Genomic DNA, 15,377 nt, shown 5'->3' with positions numbered 1-15,377 from the left:
GTCGTGACGAGCGTCCTTCCGGTGGCTTCCGCTCCGGCGGTAGCGACCGCCCGTTCAACCGTGACCGTCGGGACGACCGTCCCGCGGGCGGCGTCCGCTCCGGCGGCAGCGACCGTCCGACCGGCCGCCGCGACGACCACCGTGGTGGCACCGGCACGGGTACCGGAACCGGCACCTTCGGCCGCCGTGACGACAAGCCGCGCTGGAAGCGCAACGGCTGAGTCCGGCTGACTCACTGAGCGGTCCTCGGGGCCCGTACAGCACTTCGGTGGTGTACGGGCCCCGAGGCGTTTCCGGAGAGCCCCCGAGGGCATCGCTGGGGGCATGACAAACGACGAAGCGGTGGCCGCCGAGCCACCACCCGACGCTCTTCAGGGTTCTCGGGCCGCCCTCTCCGACGAGGAACGGCTCGCCGAACTCGGCTACACCCAGGTGCTCGCCCGCCGGATGTCCGCCTTCTCCAACTACGCCGTCTCGTTCACGATCATCTCGGTGCTCTCCGGCTGCCTGACGCTGTATCTGTTCGGCATGAACACCGGCGGGCCCGCCGTCATCACCTGGGGATGGGTCGGCGTCGGGCTGATGACGCTGTTCGTCGGCCTGGCGATGGCCGAGATCTGTTCCGCGTACCCGACGTCCGCAGGCCTGTACTTCTGGGCCCATCGCCTCGCCCCGCCGCGGTCGGCCGCGGCGTGGGCCTGGTTCGCCGGCTGGTTCAACGTGCTGGGCCAGGTCGCCGTCACCGCCGGCATCGACTTCGGGGCGGCGTCCTTCCTCGGGGCGTACCTGAACCTCCAGTTCGGCTTCGAGGTCACTCCCGGCCGTACCATCCTGCTCTTCGCGGCGATCCTGGTCCTGCACGGGCTGCTGAACACCTTCGGCGTCGGTATCGTCGCCGTCCTCAACAACATCAGCGTCTGGTGGCACGTCGTCGGTGTCGCCGTCATCGTCGGCGCGCTCACCTTCGTACCGGACTCGCACCGGTCGGCGTCGTACGTCTTCACCGAGTTCGTCAACAACACCGGCTGGGGCAGCGGCTTCTACGTCGTGATGATCGGCCTGCTGATGGCGCAGTACACCTTCACCGGCTACGACGCCTCCGCCCACATGACGGAGGAGACCCACGACGCGGCCGTGGCAGGGCCGCGCGGCATCGTGCAGTCCATCTGGACGTCCTGGATCGCCGGCTTCGTGCTCCTGCTGGGCTTCACCTTCGCCATCCAGTCGTACGACGGTGCCCTGAACTCCCCGACCGGCGCCCCGCCCGCCCAGATCCTCCTGGACGCACTGGGAGCCACCACGGGCAAGCTCCTGCTGCTCGTCGTGATCGGCGCGCAGCTGTTCTGCGGGATGGCCTCGGTGACCGCCAACAGCCGCATGATCTACGCCTTCTCACGCGACGGGGCGTTGCCCTTCTCCCGTGTCTGGCACACGGTCAGCCCCCGCACCCGCACCCCCGTGGCGGCGGTCTGGCTGGCCGCGCTCGGCGCCCTGGCTCTCGGCCTCCCGTACCTCATCAACGACACCGCGTACGCCGCCGTGACGTCGATCGCGGTCATCGGCCTCTACATCGCCTACGTCATCCCCACCCTGCTCAGGCTGCTGCGGGGTGACGACTTCGTCAGGGGCCCCTGGCACCTCGGCCGGTGGTCCCGGCCCATCGGTATCGTCGCGGTGTCCTGGGTCGCGGTGATCACGGTGCTCTTCATGCTGCCCCAGGTGTCCCCGGTCACGTGGGAGAGCTTCAACTACGCGCCTCTGGCCGTCCTGGTGGTGCTCGGCTTCGCCGCCGTCTGGTGGGTGGTGTCCGCGCGCCACTGGTTCCTCAAGCCGCCCGCCCCGGATCACAAGCGCACGATTGCGGACGAAAGCACGGACTGACCGGCCCGCCCCGGGCGCGACAGGGCCCGGTACCCGATACCCGATCGGCTGCCGGGCCCGGGGAAGCTATGCTCGGGGGTGATCCATCCCGGGCCGTTAGCTCAATTGGTCAGAGCAGCGGACTTTTAATCCGTTGGTTGTGGGTTCGAGTCCCACACGGCCTACCGATCACAGGCAGGAGATATCCTTCTGACCTGGCACTGAGCGTCCCTTCTGGTTTCGGCCTGAAGGGGCGCTCAGTCGTTTGCCGGGCCCGTGCGTGAGCGGACGCTCCGCGATGGAGCGCCAACCGGCGCTACTTGTGCGGGGCCGACAGGCCGGGAAGAGGCTCCAGGGCCTCCTCGATGGCCGCTACGGCGTCGGCTGGAAGGCTGCTGAGGTATCTCGTCGTGGGGCTGTCACGGTGTGTCCAGCCGGTCAGGTCGCGGCGCCGGCCGCCGTGTCGATGAGGAAGTCATCGATGGTGCAGCCGCCGGGGACGGCCTGCAGCAGCGGTGGCGCCGTGATCAGCAGCGTGTGGCCGCCGGCCCGCAGCTGTTGGCACAGGTGGCCGGTGCCGTAGGCGGAATCACCGAGCACGGTTGCCTCCTGACCCTCTTCCTCGGCAAGGCACGGCAAGGCTCGATTGTGCTTCATCACACATCACGGCCTTCCCCTCCTTCGTCCGGTAGTGGTCCAGGTGGCAGCGCGGCGATTCCAAGTACCCGACGAATTGCGCTTTTTGTTACAACTCGCCGGGAGACCGGCCGTGCCTCGGCATTCCGCGGACGCGACGTTCGGAGGGCGGGAGGCGCCTTGGCGCCGTGCCGGTCAACCGATCGTGCGCAGTACCAGCCGCACAACGCCCATGACGCCTCGCCCGATCCACCCGAGCAGTCCCGTCTCCACAGCCAGCTCGGCGGCCTCCAAGGCCTTGTCCCCCCGATCCGACGACCTGGAGCGACCCCGGGAACAGGAGCGGAACCAACGGTGCTTCCGTGTACCGCACTTCTTACACATCGCCATACCCTTCACTCTCCCTGCCACCGTCCTCAAGAAGCCGCCCCTGCACGGAGCGGAAGACAGACCCGCGTGCAGCCCCGTTCGCGGAGGCGCCCGATCCCGGCGAGCCGGGATCGCGGCCACGATCGAGAGACGGTCACCAGGACGGTGCAGCTGAGACGGGGCGCTGGCGGGACCAGCCGCTGGTGTCACCGGAGGTGTGCGACGAGGCAGCCATCTCCGACTCCGACGTGAGGAAACCGTGTTGCTCGGTGTGAGACACACGATGCCGTCGGGGCGGTGGTTGCGGCATGAGTACCCATACCTACGTTCGCAAAGTGACAGTCGTCTCGCCTTTGAGGGCGGCCCAGGGCCGGAGCGGGGGCCTGCCCGCTCGACCTCGTTCACGTTCGCAGGCCGCCTCGCGTCCCACACCCGCGGAGCCCGACCGCGGGCAACCAGGGCCGGTTGGGGTGCTCAGTCGCCGGACCGGGCGCCCCGAGGGGGGCGCCCCTTCCGTGCGGCGTGGCCTAGGGCCGTGGCCAGTGGCGGCCGCCGATGCGTTCGATGTCGGAATTGAAGCGCCGCAGATAGGTGGCGAAGGCGGAGATGTCCTCCTCGGACCAGTCGGCCATGACGCGCTCCAGGGAGCTGACCATGCCCTCGCGTTCCGCGTCGAGGGTCTTCGCGCCCTCCTCGGTGATGCGGAACTTGCGGGCCATGCCCCCGTCCGGGTCGGGAATCCGCTCCACGAAGCCGGCGCGCATGACAGCGGCGGTCTGCCGGTTGAGCGTGGAGACGTCGAGATCGAAGGCTTCGCTGAGCTCGCCGACGGACATCGGCCCCTGGACGCGGATGCGGCTGAGCAGGACGTACGCGCTGCGCTCCAGGAGGCCGTCCTTACGGCGTCCCTTCCTCTGGTTCAGCAGGCCGTGACGGCTGAGCAGCATCTGCTCGTACTCGACCTCTTGCGTTGCCCTGTTCATGCGCGGGCACCTCCTGCTTCCTGCCGGGCGAGGCCGGTGTGTCGTCGTGCCGTCGTGCGTGCCGTCGTCGTGCCGTCGCCGTGCGGTCGTGCGTGCTGACGTCATCGTATGTTCACGAGAAAGTGTATGGACCACGTCATGTGCATGATGCAAAGCACGTGTACGATGCAAAGCTCCACCGACCAGATGACAGATAGCCGAGGACCGCTCCATGGACGCCCCCCAGCCCACAGCCCGCGCAGGCGGTGTGATCACGACACTGGCACTCGCCGGCACCGTCGCCGCGGTCATGCAGACGCTGGTGACCCCGCTCATCGCCGAGCTGCCACGGATCCTGGACACCTCGTCCTCGAACGCCGCCTGGGTGGTCACGGTCACCCTCCTGGTCGCCGCTGTGTGCGTACCGGTCACCGGCCGGCTCGGTGACCTCCTCGGCAAGCGCCGGATGCTGCTGGCCTGCGCCGTCCCGCTGGTCGTCGGCTCCGTGGTGTGTGCACTGGCCTCCTCCGTGGTCCCGATGATCGTCGGGCGAGGCCTCCAGGGCATGGGCATGGGCATGGTGCCGCTGGGTATCGCGCTGCTGCGCGACGTGGTGCCCGCCGAGAAGCTCAGCGGCTCGATCGCCCTCGTCAGTGCCTCCATGGGCATCGGCGGCGCCCTCGGCCTGCCGATCTCCGCCGCCGTAGCCGAATACACCAGCTGGCGTGTGCTGTTCTGGGGCTCCGCGGTCCTCGCGCTGATCGTCGCCGCACTCATCTGGTCCTTCGTCCCTGATGTCCCGGCCGGAGCCAAGGGGCAGCGCTTCGACGCGCCCGGCGCGATCGGGCTCGCCATCGGGCTCGTGTCCCTCCTGCTGGCGATCTCCAAGGGTGCCGACTGGGGCTGGGGTTCGGGCAACACGCTCGGTCTGTTCGCCGTGGCGGTCGTGGCGCTCGGAGCCTGGGGGTTCTACGAGCTGCGTACCCGGGACCCGCTGGTCGACCTGCGCACCACCGCCCGCCCGCGCGTGCTGCTGACCAACGTCTCGTCGATCCTGGTCGGCGTCGGCATGTACTCCTTCATGCTGATCGCGCCGCAGCTGCTGCAGTTCCCCGAGGCCACGGGCTACGGCCTCGGTCAGTCGATGCTGGCCGCCGGCCTCTGGATGGCCCCCGGCGGCGTGATGATGATGATCGTCTCCCCGCTCGGCGGGAAGCTGATCAATGCGCGCGGACCCAAGATCGCCCTCGTGCTCGGCGCGCTCGTGATCTCCCTGGGCTACGGCATCTCCCTGTTCCTCATGGGCTCCGCCTGGGGCCTGATGATCGTCGGTATCGTCATCAACAGCGGCGTCGGCCTCGCCTACGGCGCGATGCCCGCCCTGATCATGAGCTCGGTCCCGCTCTCGGAGACCGCCGCGGCCAACGGTTTCAACACCCTGATGCGCTCGCTGGGTACCACCATCGGGTCGGCCGTCATCGGTGTGGTGCTGGCGCAGATGACGATCGACCTCGGCGGCTTCTCGCTCGCCTCCGAAGACGGCTTCCGGGTCGGTCTGATGCTGGGCTGCGGTGTCGCCCTCGTCGCCGCCGCGGTAGCCGCGTGCATCCCGGGCCTCGTCCGTCCCGCCGCGGACGCCGACAACGCGGGCTCCACCACCTCGGGCGAGGTCACGGTCGAAGCCTGACCACGGCCACCGAGCGCGACCCGTACGACCTTCTGAAGGCGCCCTGACCGGTTCGGACGGCCGGGGCGCTCCCCGTGGCCGTACCGGGCCTCCGGAAGTTTCTGCTGCACGGGCATTGACCGTGGGAGTGGGCCGACTTACGTTCTTCGCGTTGCCCTTCGTATGTCATATATGAGACGCGATATGAGAGCCCAGCGCCCTATGTCCCCCCGACGGCTTCATGCTGCGGCGGCCCGTTGGCCGATGCCGCGCAGGTGAGCACTCAGAGAAGAGAGCCGACCATGATCAAGCCCCGCAACAGCCGCCTCGCCGCCGCGATATCCCTGGCCTCCGCCCTGGCCCTCACCGCCACCGCCTGCGGTGACGACGGCAGCGGCAGCACGGGTGCGAAGGGCGCCGAGGGCTCGGGGACCGGGAAGATCGTGTTCTGGGACGAGAACGGCGGTGTCCGTACCGCGATCTGGAAGGAGATCATCGCCGACTTCGAGAAGGCGAACCCGGACATCGACGTGCAGTACGTGGGCATCGCCTCCACCGAGGCCCAGTCCAAGTACGACACCGCCATCCAGGGCGGCGGGCTGCCGGACGTCGGCGGGGTGGGTGCCGCGATGGTCGCCGGGATCACCGCGCAGGACGCGCTGGAGCCGCTGGACGACCGGATCGAGGGGAGCTCCCTCAAGGGCAAGCTCAACGAGGCGATGATCGAGAACCTACGGAGCGCCGCCGGCCGGGACGAGACGTACACGGTGCCGATCTCCGCCACCAACGGCGTCCTCTACTACCGCACCGACCTGTTCAAGAAGGCCGGGCTGGGCGAGCCGGACACGTGGGACGAGTTCTACAAGGCCGCGGCGAAGCTGACGGACAAGCAGAAGAACCAGTTCGGCTACACGATCCGCGGCGGCCCGGGCTCCATCGCCCAGGCGCTGGACGCGATGTACGGCCAGTCGGGCATCGACTCCTTCTGGGACGACTCCGAGACGAAGACCACGGTCAACGACCCGAAGAACGTCGCGGCACTGGAGAAGTACGTCGGTCTGTACAAGAAGGCCACCCCGGAGGCCGACCTCAACAACGACTTCACGAAGATGGTCGCCCAGTTCGACTCCGGCAGCATCGCCATGCTCAACCACAACCTGGGCTCCTACCAGGACCACGTGAGCTCGCTCGGCGTCGACAAGTTCCGGGGCATCCCGCAGCCCGAACTGGCCGACGGCACACGGGTGATGGTCTCCAACCCGGTCTCCGGCCTCGGTCTGCTCAAGTCGTCCGAGAACAAGGCGGCGGGATGGAAGTTCATCGAGTTCGCCGCGTCCCACGCCTCGAACTCCAAGTTCAGCGAGTCCGCGGGCCTGATCCCGGCCAACAAGGAAGCCGCCGAGGACCCCTGGCTCGACCGGGCCGAGACCACCAAGCTCGGTGCCGAGGCGCTGTTCTCCGGCGACACCAAGATCGTCCAGCTTCCCTACTACCTGCCGGACTGGAACACCCTGTCCAAGGCCGACAGCGAATCGGGCTTCCAGAAGGTGCTGCTCGGCAAGACGAGCGCCAAGGACTTCCTGGACACGCTCGCCGAGAATCTCGACGAGGCCCAGGCGGAGTGGAAGCAGCAGGGCTGAGCCGCCCTCCGGTCACGTACGCCCGCCCACCGTCATGCCGTGGGCGGCGTCAGTCCAGGCCCTCTTCCCGCAGCTCGTACATGAGGAGGAACGTCCGGTAGGTCTCCGCGGACACCTCCAGGCAGATGTCCGGCCGGCTGGTCCACGTCGACGTGTTGTCGAGGGCCCTCCGGCAGGCCGCCTCGGTCTCGGCCTCGGACGGGATGTTCGAAATGAACGCGGCGATCAGCAGGACCACTGCGAGGACGACCACGCCGATACGGATGCGCATGGTCTCCCAACGACCGTGCGGCCGGGCCGGTCACTGAGGGTCGGTCACTGAGGGCCGGTCACCAGGGCCGGTCACTCGGGGCCGGGCACGGGCCGCCGGTCATTCGGGTTCGTCGGTGACCGGCGGCAGATCGGGCTCCATGAACAGGTTCGCGTACTGCGGCGTGGGCAGCGGGGCCGCGGAACCCGGGTCGGCGGTCGCGCTCGCGCTGTCGGAGTGCCGCTGGGTCGTGCGGGCAGGCATGTCGGTCATCTCAGGTGTCCTGTAGGTAGGTGTGCGGTGAGAGCCCCGTGACCGAGCCGCTGCGGAAAATCCTGGACTGGTCCCGACCGATAGGGCTACGAGGTGCCGCTACCGGTGCCGCGCCGCTCCGGGGGCGTCCGGAATCATCATGCGGTGCATGCAGACTGTAACCCTCCCAGCACGGGTTTCCCTCGGTATTGCGAGCCGGGCGTCACGGTCGGTGCGGTGGTGCGGGCTCGATGTTCTGGTTTGCGTGGAAGAGGTTGTGCGGGTCGTAGGCCCGCTTGGCCTCCGCGAGCCGGTCGTAGTGCCCGCGGTACGTGGCCCGGACGCGGTCCTGGGACTCGCCCGTGCCGAGGAAGTTCACGTAGCCGCCGCCCATGGAATGCGGGTGTAGGGCCTCCCAGTAGCCGACGGCCCATTCCCGCAGTGCCGCCGCGTTGACCGGGTCGGGGTCGATGCCGGCGATGACGCCGGACCAGAGCGCGTCGCGGTACGCCCAGGCTGTGTCGTCGCGGGCGACCCGGCCCGCGGCCCCGTCGACCGGGTACAGGTGCATCGTCGACAGGCCGGTGGGGAGCTTCTCCGCGAAGGAGGCGTGCACGTCGACGGCGTCGTCCGTGATCCGGTCGAAGAAGTCGCCGCGCCAGTACCACTGCAGACCGGTCGGCAGCAGGGTGTCGAACAGGGACTGCAGGGCCGGATAGGGCATGGGCGCCGTGAAGTGGAAGGCGGGCGGCCCCGGATCGTTCACCACGGCGAGGGTTTCGCCCAGGGCTTCGGGGTCCGCCGTCGAGGACCAGACGACGCCGCACATCCTCTGCCCGTGGATCTCCTCGGGGAAGGGCGGGCCGGGCGGGACGGTCAGCGAGGCGAAGAAGCCGTACAGGTCGTCCGGTGCCTGCGGCAGGAAGTCGCGGTACCAGCGCATGACGTCGTGGATGAGTTCCAGGGGCCATACGGTGATGGCGACCCCCACCGTGTCCACGGGGTGCAGCTCGAAGTCGAACGACGTGACGATGCCGAAGTTGCCGCCGCCGCCGCGCAGCGCCCAGAACAGGTCGGGGTGCTCGCTCGGGTTCGTGGCGACGAAGCTGCCGTCGGCCAGGACCACGTCCGCGGAGACCAGATTGTCCACCGAGAGGCCGTACTTCCGTGTGAGGTAGCCGTGACCGCCGCCGAGGGTGAGGCCGCCGATGCCGGTCGTGGACATGATCCCCGCCGGAGTGGCGAGGCCGAACGCGTGGGTGGCGTGGTCGAAATCGCCCAACGTCGCCCCGCCGTCGGCCTGGGCGGTCTGGGTGGCGGGGTCGACCCGCACACCGCGCATGGGGGAGAGATCGATCGTGACGGCGTCGTCGCAGAGGCCGAGGCCGGGGCCGCTGTGCCCGCCGCCCCGGACGGCCACGTCCAGGCCGTGCTCACGGACGAAGTCGACGGCCGCCATGACGTCCGCCGTGTCGCGGCACGCGACCACGGCCGCCGGCTTCTTGTCGATCATGGCGTTGTAGACCGTACGGGCCCGGCCGTACTCCTGGTCGTCCGGCCCGATGACCGGGCCGCGCAGAGCGGTTCTCATCGTTTCGAGCAGGGCGCCGTCCATATCCGTCTCCTGACGCGCACGCGCCCGGCCTCCCCTGCCACCGTCGCATCGGGTGAGGCTGCTGGGCCTGCACCGGCACCCGAAGGATGCCGCGCAGACGGGACCGAACACCGAAAGGCTTGTCCTTCCAGCGTCCCGCCGCTCCGGACGCCGCGCAATCGCGGAGCGCCGCGCCCCGCCCGGGGCACGGCGTGGGGTCATCCCTGCGGCGCGGGCACGACCGCGGACTTCCCCGGGCTCCTGCGCAGGAGCGCCACGAGCCCGGCCGCGAAACCCGCTGAGCAAGCCCGACGTCCCGTGGTTGAGTGCGTGCACCGAGTCACTCTCGGGCACACCGACGGCCGGGCAGGTGACGGCTGCGCTGATCACCGGGCCGGGCACGGCGCCGATCAGTCCGCCGACGAGGGAGACGCGCAGGGTCGACGGTGCGGCCGGGTGGATCGCGGGTCTGCGCCGTGTGGACACGAGGGGAGGCCCTCCGGACAGGCGATACGCGAGATCGGGGGTGCGGAAACTTTTTCGGACAGCTATTGCGTCCGGCAACTCCGCTATGTGCGGCCTCTGTTGACGTATGACGTCGGCTCGGGAGGTTCTCCGGTCGCGAGGGGTGGTGGGGAGTGGCTGCCGTAAGTGGTCGGAGCACCCTCCCGGATGGCGTAGAGTTGCAATCACAACGGCGCGGGGTGGAGCAGCTCGGTAGCTCGCTGGGCTCATAACCCAGAGGTCGCAGGTTCAAATCCTGTCCCCGCTACTAGAAGACAGAGGCCCGGATCCTTCCAAGGATTCGGGCCTCTGTCGTGTGCGTCCCCGTCCGCCGGTGCGGGGGTTGACTTTGACGAGATGTACGTCGCCGGTCCGCGCCTCGGAGGAACTACGATCGGTATGGAGACGGAACGGCCGTCTTCGTTCGGGATGCACTGACGATCTACGCGCAGCACCGGCTTTCCGACTGACCCCCGGTAGGCGGCGGGGCTCCGGCGACTCCTCCCTTCGGCCGATGACGAGTCGCCGCTCGGCGCGGCTCCGGCAAGCCCGGGTGGAGCGCGGTACCGTCCGCAGCCTTGGGTGGACCGGGTAGGAGCGCACAGGTGGGGAAGCGGGACGGACGGCGAGGGGGCGCTGCCGGGAACGCTCGTTCCCGGCGGTTCGTGCGCGCGCTGCCCGCCCTGATGATCTGCGCCGGAGTGATCTTCGACCTCGCGACGCCGTCCGAGGTCACCGCTGTGCCGCTCTTCGCGGCCGCCCCGCTGATCGCCGCCCCGTTCTTCTCGCTGGCCCGCACCGTGCGGGTCGGAGTGGTCTCGATCCTCGTCGTGCTCGCCATCCGGGTCTCGGACGGCATGCTCGCCGAGGTCGTGCCCGTCACCGATCTGCTCACCCTGTTCACCGTCGCGGCGCTCTCCCTCGTCATCAACCGCGTCGTACGCCGGGGGAACGAGCAGCTGGCATCGGCCAGGGTCATCGCGGAGACGGCGATGCGCGCGGTGCTCCCGACACCCGAGGACCGGATCGGGGGGCTGCTGGTCGCGGCGAGGTACGAGGCGGCGCAGGCGGACGAGTTCGTCGGCGGCGACCTGTACGCCGTCACGGACACTCCGTACGGGGTGCGCCTGGTCCTCGGTGACGTACGGGGCAAGGGGCTGGACGCCGTGGCGGCGGTGGCCGTCGTGATCGGGGCGTTCCGGGAGGCGGCGGAACAGGAGCTGTCGCTGGAGGGGGTGGTCCAGCGGCTGGAACGGGCGCTTGCCCGTGAGAGCTCGCGGCGGGGCGGGCTCGACTCCATGGAGGGGTTCGTCACCGCTGTCCTCGCGGAGATCCCGGCCGGATCGGACACGCTTCGGGTCATCAACCGCGGTCACCCCGAGCCGCTCGTGCTGCACGCGGACGGGGCGCTGGAGGTGCTGGCTCCGACCGTGCCCGCACTGCCGCTCGGGATGGGGCTGGACGTGTGGCCGGACCGGTCGGACGTGTGGACGCTGCCGGCCGGTGCGATGTTCCTGACGTTCACCGACGGCCTTTCCGAGGCGCGGGACGCGAAGGGCGTCTTCTACGATCCTGCGGCCCGGCTTCGCGGCCGGCTCTTCCCGGGGCCCGAGGAACTGCTGTCCGCGCTCACCGACGACGTACGGCTGCACACCGGCGGCCGGTCGACGGACGACTTGGCGCTCCTCGCCGTCGGGCGTCCCGCGCGGGGGCAGCAGGAGCGGCGGACGAAGGTGAAGATCGTGCGGCGGGACAGTGAATGACCGGTCGCGACCGTCGGTAGTCGAAGGACCCCGCTCCGCATAACATTTGACGCACCGTCAGAAACTGCTGCCCGGGTGAAGGGTGCTCAAGTCGCCCGTTTGTGACCGATTGACCCATGAAAGTCCAGGCCGGAGTGGCGAATGATCTACGGGAACAGCTTGGAATGGGACCCGGGTGTCTATTAACGTTCGATAACGCAGCGCGGTTGTACCTGTCGTCGCAAGAGGCGGCACCGTGCGCAGCGCCGAATTCCGCAAGGGAACCGGGGAACCACCTACATGGGGTGAATCGGACACCTGTGTCTCGCGAGAGACGAAGGGGCCCGTAGGAGACCTTCCTGCTCCGAACCCGTCAGCTAACCCGGTAGGCGAGAAGGAAGGAAAGGAGTGCGCCCACGTGGCGTCCAATCAGCCTGCCCCCGAGGCACCGTCATCCTTCAGGACCGGCAGCTTCGGTGATGAGGACAGGACGTGGGAGGAATGGAACCCCACCGAGGAGTCCATCCGTCCCGTACGCGGCCGGCATCGCGTAGCCAAGCAGCGCGGCCTCGCCCGTAGCTCCACCGTCCTCGGCGTCGGGGTCATCGCGGCCGTCGGAGCGGGTGGCATGGCCACCGCTCAGAGCAAGCCGCCGGTCTCCATTTCTCTTCCCGATTCCATCGCGGACAATCTCCCCGACGCCAAGTCCCTTCCCGGTGTCGGCGCGTTCATGTCCGACGACTCCGGCTCGGACCACGAGACGGTCGCCGCGTCCTCTCCGCTCACCACCGCGGGCATCACCGCCGCCGAGGCCGAGCAGGGCACCACCGACGCCGGCGAGGCGCTTCGCGCCCGCATCCTCCAGCAGGCCGAGCAGCAGCAGGCCGGAGCCGACGCCGAGGCCAAGGCCGCGGAGGAGCAGGCGGCGGTCGAGTGGGCCGCGGCCCAGGCGGCAAAGCAGCAGAGCGACGCCGAGGCCGAGGCGGCGGCGAAGAAGAAGGCGGCGGCGGCAGCGGCGAAGAAGAAGGCGGAGGCCGAGCGTCTCGCCAAGCTCGCCGCCAGCTACGCCGTGCCGACCTCCTCGTACTACATCAGCTCGACCTTCGGCCAGGCCGGTTCGATGTGGTCCTCCGGCCACCACACCGGGCTGGACTTCGCGGCCCCGACCGGCACCCCGGTCAAGGCCGTCCACAGTGGAACGGTGAAGTCGGCCGGCTACTCCGGCTCGTACGGCTACCGCACGGTCCTGGAACTCGACGACGGCACCGAGGTCTGGTACTGCCACCAGTCGTCGATGGACGTGGCGGCAGGCCAGAAGGTCACCACCGGCCAGACCATCGGCCGCGTCGGCGCGACCGGCAATGTGACCGGCGCGCACCTGCACCTGGAGATCCACACCGCGGACGGCTCGGGCATCGACCCGATGAGCTGGCTGCGCGGTAAGGGCCTCACGATCTGAGCCCCTCGGAATCCCGGCGGCCCTGACGCACGCCCCCCGTACGTCAGGGCCGCCGGTCCGTCCGGGACGGGGACTCGTCAGGGTTTTCCGGATTGTGCGCCGTGGACGTGCACCGGAATAGTTGCCTGAGCCGACCGGTTGTTCCTGGACATGACATCTCGGCGCCCGCTCGGTTCATCGAGCCTCCAGGTCTTCCCTCTCGCCCTCGGCGGCAACGTCTTCGGCTGGACCGCCGACGAGGACGGGACCTTCGCCGTCCTCGACGCGTACGTGGCGGCAGGCGGCAACTTCATCGACACCGCCGATTATTACTCGGCCTGGGTCCCGGGCAACGAGGGCGGTGAGTCGGAGACCCTCATCGGCAAATGGCTGGCCGCCCGTTCCCGCCGCGACGACGTCGTCATCGCTACCAAGGTCGGCGCCCACCCCGCGTACAAGGGGCTCTCGCCCACCACCGTCAAGGAGGCGGCGGAGGCGTCGCTGCGCCGGCTCGGCACCGACCACATCGACCTCTACTACACGCACTTCGACGACGAGAGCGTCCCCGTCGAGGAGATCATCACCGCGCTCGACCAGCTGGTGAAGGCCGGCACGGTGCGGGAGATAGCCGCCTCCAACATCAGCCCCGCGCGGCTCCAGGCATCCCTGGACTTCTCCGAGCGCGAGGGCCTGGCCCGCTACGTCGCACTGCAGCCGCACTACAACCTCGTCTCGCGCGACACCTATGAGGGCGCGCTCCAGGACACGGCGGCCGGCGCCGGTCTCGCCGCGGTCCCGTACTTCGCGCTCGCCTCGGGCTTCCTCACCGGCAAGTACCGGGCGGGGGCAGCCGTCGAGAGCGCACGGGCCGAGGGCGCGGGCCGGCACCTGGAGACCGAGCGCGGCCGCAAGGTGCTCGCGGCGCTCGACAGGATCGCCCAGGAGCACGACGCCGAGATCGCCACGGTCGCCCTCGCCTGGCTGGCAGCCCAGCCGACCGTGACCGCGCCGATCGCCTCCGCGCGTACGGTCGGACAGCTGCCGGCGCTGGTGTCGGTGGCTGACCTGCGGCTGACCGAGCAGCAGGTGGCGGAGTTGACCGAGGCTTCTGCCTGACGCTCTAACCGGGCGGTGTGCGGCGCCCGCCGTCCTCCAGGTACGGGTTGTAGCCGCCGTAATGCCGGTGCGGTGCGGGGATGTGCTGCGGAGGCGGCCCGCCGTGGGAGGGCTGCCGGGGGAACGGCGGCGGCGCGGGCGGCCGGTGGGCGCGGAGCCGGCCCGTCGCGTGGGCCGCGTACGTCAGGGCCGGGCCCGCGATGTCCCGGCGCTGCCAGAGGTGGTGCAGCAACTCCCGCTCGCGGACTGCGAAGTCCGCTCCCGCGCCGTCGTGGCGCGCCCTCCGGCGCAGCATGGCCAGCGAGGTCGCGAACGACTCGTACTCCGCGACGGCGCGGGCCGCGGCCCTGCCCCGGGCGCGGTCCGGGTGGCTGTGCCAGTGCCTGGCCATGTCGCGGGCCATGCCCCGCGCCCGCATCGAGGCCAGCGCGAGAGGCTCGGCGGGGGCCAGCCAGCCGGCCGCCGCGTACACCGGCAGCTCGGTGGAGAGCGTGCCGAGCTCCCGCTGGCGCGACCAGATCGCCAGCCAGGCCACCAGGCCGAAGGCCGGCATCATGAACGCGCCGTACACCGCGTAGAAGCCGTACGGTCCGAAGGACGACGAGCCGTTCCACAGGGCGTGCGTGCCCATGGCGAGGACGAGCCCGAGCAGCGGCAGGACGATCCGGCGCACCCGGTGGCGCCCGCCGCCGAGCGCCGCGATGCCGAAACCCATGCCGGAGAACACCGTGAACAAAGGGTGTGCGAACGGCGACATCACCACGCGGACGAAGAACGTTCCCGCCGTCACGGAGGCGAAGCCCGTGGTTCCCAGCTGCTGGTCCTCGCCGAAGGCATTGCCGAGATAGCCTCGCCGTTTCGGTTGGGGCGATGAGGTGTCGTTGAGGGGGAACTGCCTGGTGGCTGACGCGTTTTCGGTGTTCGGACATGGTGGAGACCCGGCGCGGTGGTCGGGTTCTCCAGGGTCCTTCGGGTCGTGGGCGGTCAGGGGCCTGCCGGTCAGTCGGCGGGACGGGGCAGTGCGGCGAGGCGATGGAAGGCCGTGGCCAGTTCGGTTCTCCAGGGCCAGGTCGCCGATATCCGCAAGCGCAGGCGTCGACCGCCGCGGGTGAGGCGGGCGGCGACGTGCAGCAGCCGGTAGCGGAGCTTCTTCGGCTCGGCAGTGGCCAGCTCCCCGTCCAGCAGCAGGACGCGCGTCCAGGCCAGCAGATCGATCGCCGCGAGGCTGAGTTCGAGCCAGACGGCGTTGACGTTGAAGTCGCGGGAGGGGAAGCGGCCGAAGCCGGTGGTCTTGCCGCACCGGATGTGGTCCTCAACGCTGGCATGCCCGCGGTGACGGACCTCCAGG

The 15,377-nt window shown here is 69.7% G+C and carries 12 protein-coding genes, 2 tRNA genes, 3 pseudogenes and 1 riboswitch; of the genes and pseudogenes, 10 read left to right on the top strand and 7 right to left on the bottom strand.

Annotated features, from left to right (window positions below; genetic code table 11):
* The 3 genes and pseudogenes from ACWD04_RS25605 to ACWD04_RS25595 form a co-directional block, all read left to right on the top strand.
* Positions 1–221, top strand: a pseudogene (locus tag ACWD04_RS25605) (DEAD/DEAH box helicase); the annotation flags it as partial.
* 103 nt (positions 222–324) lie between these two features.
* Entirely contained in the window at positions 325–1,881 is a 1,557-nt protein-coding gene (locus ACWD04_RS25600) for an amino acid permease (protein ID WP_451135680.1), read from the top strand.
* Positions 1,882–1,971: 90 nt separating this feature from the next.
* Positions 1,972–2,045: transfer RNA gene (locus tag ACWD04_RS25595), tRNA-Lys, on the top strand.
* Positions 2,046–2,298: 253 nt separating this feature from the next.
* Here the strand turns inward: ACWD04_RS25595 and ACWD04_RS25590 are convergent.
* On the bottom strand, positions 2,299–2,460 hold the full coding sequence (locus tag ACWD04_RS25590; protein WP_451135678.1) for a hypothetical protein: 162 nt from the start codon (positions 2,458–2,460) through the stop codon (positions 2,299–2,301).
* A 932-nt stretch (positions 2,461–3,392) separates the two neighbouring features.
* Positions 3,393–3,848 carry a MarR family winged helix-turn-helix transcriptional regulator gene (locus ACWD04_RS25585; RefSeq protein ID WP_451135676.1) on the bottom strand — a complete coding sequence of 152 codons (456 nt, stop codon included), beginning with the start codon at positions 3,846–3,848 and terminating at the stop codon, positions 3,393–3,395.
* Positions 3,849–4,059: 211 nt separating this feature from the next.
* On the opposite strand from ACWD04_RS25585, the gene ACWD04_RS25580 reads away from it, so the two are divergent.
* Both ACWD04_RS25580 and ACWD04_RS25575 read left to right on the top strand, forming a co-directional pair.
* The gene (locus ACWD04_RS25580) at positions 4,060–5,514 is read left to right on the top strand and encodes an MFS transporter (RefSeq protein WP_451135674.1); all 1,455 of its coding nucleotides are present in this window, start codon (positions 4,060–4,062) and stop codon (positions 5,512–5,514) included.
* Positions 5,515–5,795: 281 nt separating this feature from the next.
* Positions 5,796–7,133 carry an ABC transporter substrate-binding protein gene (locus ACWD04_RS25575; RefSeq protein WP_451135672.1) on the top strand — a complete coding sequence of 446 codons (1,338 nt, stop codon included), beginning with the start codon at positions 5,796–5,798 and terminating at the stop codon, positions 7,131–7,133.
* Between the two features lie 49 nt (positions 7,134–7,182).
* On the opposite strand, the gene ACWD04_RS25570 is transcribed toward ACWD04_RS25575, so the two are convergent.
* From ACWD04_RS25570 to ACWD04_RS25560, 3 genes are all read right to left on the bottom strand, one after another.
* Positions 7,183–7,404 (bottom strand): hypothetical protein, encoded by a 222-nt coding sequence (locus ACWD04_RS25570; protein ID WP_451135670.1) that lies wholly within the window; start codon positions 7,402–7,404, stop codon positions 7,183–7,185.
* A gap of 99 nt (positions 7,405–7,503) precedes the next feature.
* Positions 7,504–7,656: a hypothetical protein gene (locus ACWD04_RS25565; protein WP_451135668.1), complete on the bottom strand. Its 153-nt coding sequence runs from the start codon at positions 7,654–7,656 to the stop codon at positions 7,504–7,506.
* Positions 7,657–7,858: 202 nt separating this feature from the next.
* On the bottom strand, positions 7,859–9,250 hold the full coding sequence (locus ACWD04_RS25560; RefSeq protein ID WP_451135666.1) for an FAD-binding oxidoreductase: 1,392 nt from the start codon (positions 9,248–9,250) through the stop codon (positions 7,859–7,861).
* A 677-nt stretch (positions 9,251–9,927) separates the two neighbouring features.
* Between ACWD04_RS25560 and ACWD04_RS25555 the strand changes: the two genes are divergently transcribed.
* The 5 genes and pseudogenes from ACWD04_RS25555 (at position 9,928) to ACWD04_RS25535 (ending at position 14,029) form a co-directional block, all read left to right on the top strand.
* Positions 9,928–10,001: transfer RNA gene (locus ACWD04_RS25555), tRNA-Met, on the top strand.
* 83 nt (positions 10,002–10,084) lie between these two features.
* Positions 10,085–10,203: pseudogene (locus ACWD04_RS25550) on the top strand (TipAS antibiotic-recognition domain-containing protein); the annotation flags it as partial.
* Between the two features lie 135 nt (positions 10,204–10,338).
* Positions 10,339–11,496: a PP2C family protein-serine/threonine phosphatase gene (locus ACWD04_RS25545; protein WP_451135664.1), complete on the top strand. Its 1,158-nt coding sequence runs from the start codon at positions 10,339–10,341 to the stop codon at positions 11,494–11,496.
* A 233-nt stretch (positions 11,497–11,729) separates the two neighbouring features.
* Positions 11,730–11,882, top strand: a riboswitch (cyclic di-AMP (ydaO/yuaA leader).
* 11 nt (positions 11,883–11,893) lie between these two features.
* The gene (locus tag ACWD04_RS25540; RefSeq protein WP_451135662.1) at positions 11,894–12,934 is read left to right on the top strand and encodes a M23 family metallopeptidase; all 1,041 of its coding nucleotides are present in this window, start codon (positions 11,894–11,896) and stop codon (positions 12,932–12,934) included.
* A 150-nt stretch (positions 12,935–13,084) separates the two neighbouring features.
* A complete protein-coding gene (locus ACWD04_RS25535) occupies positions 13,085–14,029 on the top strand; it encodes an aldo/keto reductase (RefSeq protein WP_451135660.1) in 945 nt (314 codons plus the stop codon).
* Between the two features lie 4 nt (positions 14,030–14,033).
* On the opposite strand, the pseudogene ACWD04_RS25530 reads toward ACWD04_RS25535, so the two are convergent.
* Both ACWD04_RS25530 and ACWD04_RS25525 read right to left on the bottom strand, forming a co-directional pair.
* Positions 14,034–14,876 (bottom strand): annotated as a pseudogene (locus tag ACWD04_RS25530) (PrsW family glutamic-type intramembrane protease); the annotation flags it as partial.
* Positions 14,877–15,028: 152 nt separating this feature from the next.
* The coding region (locus ACWD04_RS25525) for a transposase (protein WP_451135658.1) at positions 15,029–15,377 on the bottom strand (349 nt) is incomplete at its 5' end.

It is taken from the genome of Streptomyces sp. NPDC002911, from assembly GCF_053591835.1.
Note: the sequence above shows the minus strand (reverse complement) of the source record. Positions and strands in the feature narration are given on the sequence as shown.

What these genes read in the sequence shown, in the direction of transcription:
- ACWD04_RS25535 (WP_451135660.1), top strand. Translation starts at nt 13,085, where the DNA reads ATGACATCTCGGCGCCCGCTCGGTTCATCGAGCCTCCAGGTCTTCCCT.
- ACWD04_RS25585 (WP_451135676.1), bottom strand. Translation starts at nt 3,848, where the DNA reads ATGAACAGGGCAACGCAAGAGGTCGAGTACGAGCAGATGCTGCTCAGC.
- ACWD04_RS25580 (WP_451135674.1), top strand. Translation starts at nt 4,060, where the DNA reads ATGGACGCCCCCCAGCCCACAGCCCGCGCAGGCGGTGTGATCACGACA.
- ACWD04_RS25560 (WP_451135666.1), bottom strand. Translation starts at nt 9,250, where the DNA reads ATGGACGGCGCCCTGCTCGAAACGATGAGAACCGCTCTGCGCGGCCCG.
- ACWD04_RS25565 (WP_451135668.1), bottom strand. Translation starts at nt 7,656, where the DNA reads ATGACCGACATGCCTGCCCGCACGACCCAGCGGCACTCCGACAGCGCG.
- ACWD04_RS25600 (WP_451135680.1), top strand. Translation starts at nt 325, where the DNA reads ATGACAAACGACGAAGCGGTGGCCGCCGAGCCACCACCCGACGCTCTT.
- ACWD04_RS25570 (WP_451135670.1), bottom strand. Translation starts at nt 7,404, where the DNA reads ATGCGCATCCGTATCGGCGTGGTCGTCCTCGCAGTGGTCCTGCTGATC.
- ACWD04_RS25575 (WP_451135672.1), top strand. Translation starts at nt 5,796, where the DNA reads ATGATCAAGCCCCGCAACAGCCGCCTCGCCGCCGCGATATCCCTGGCC.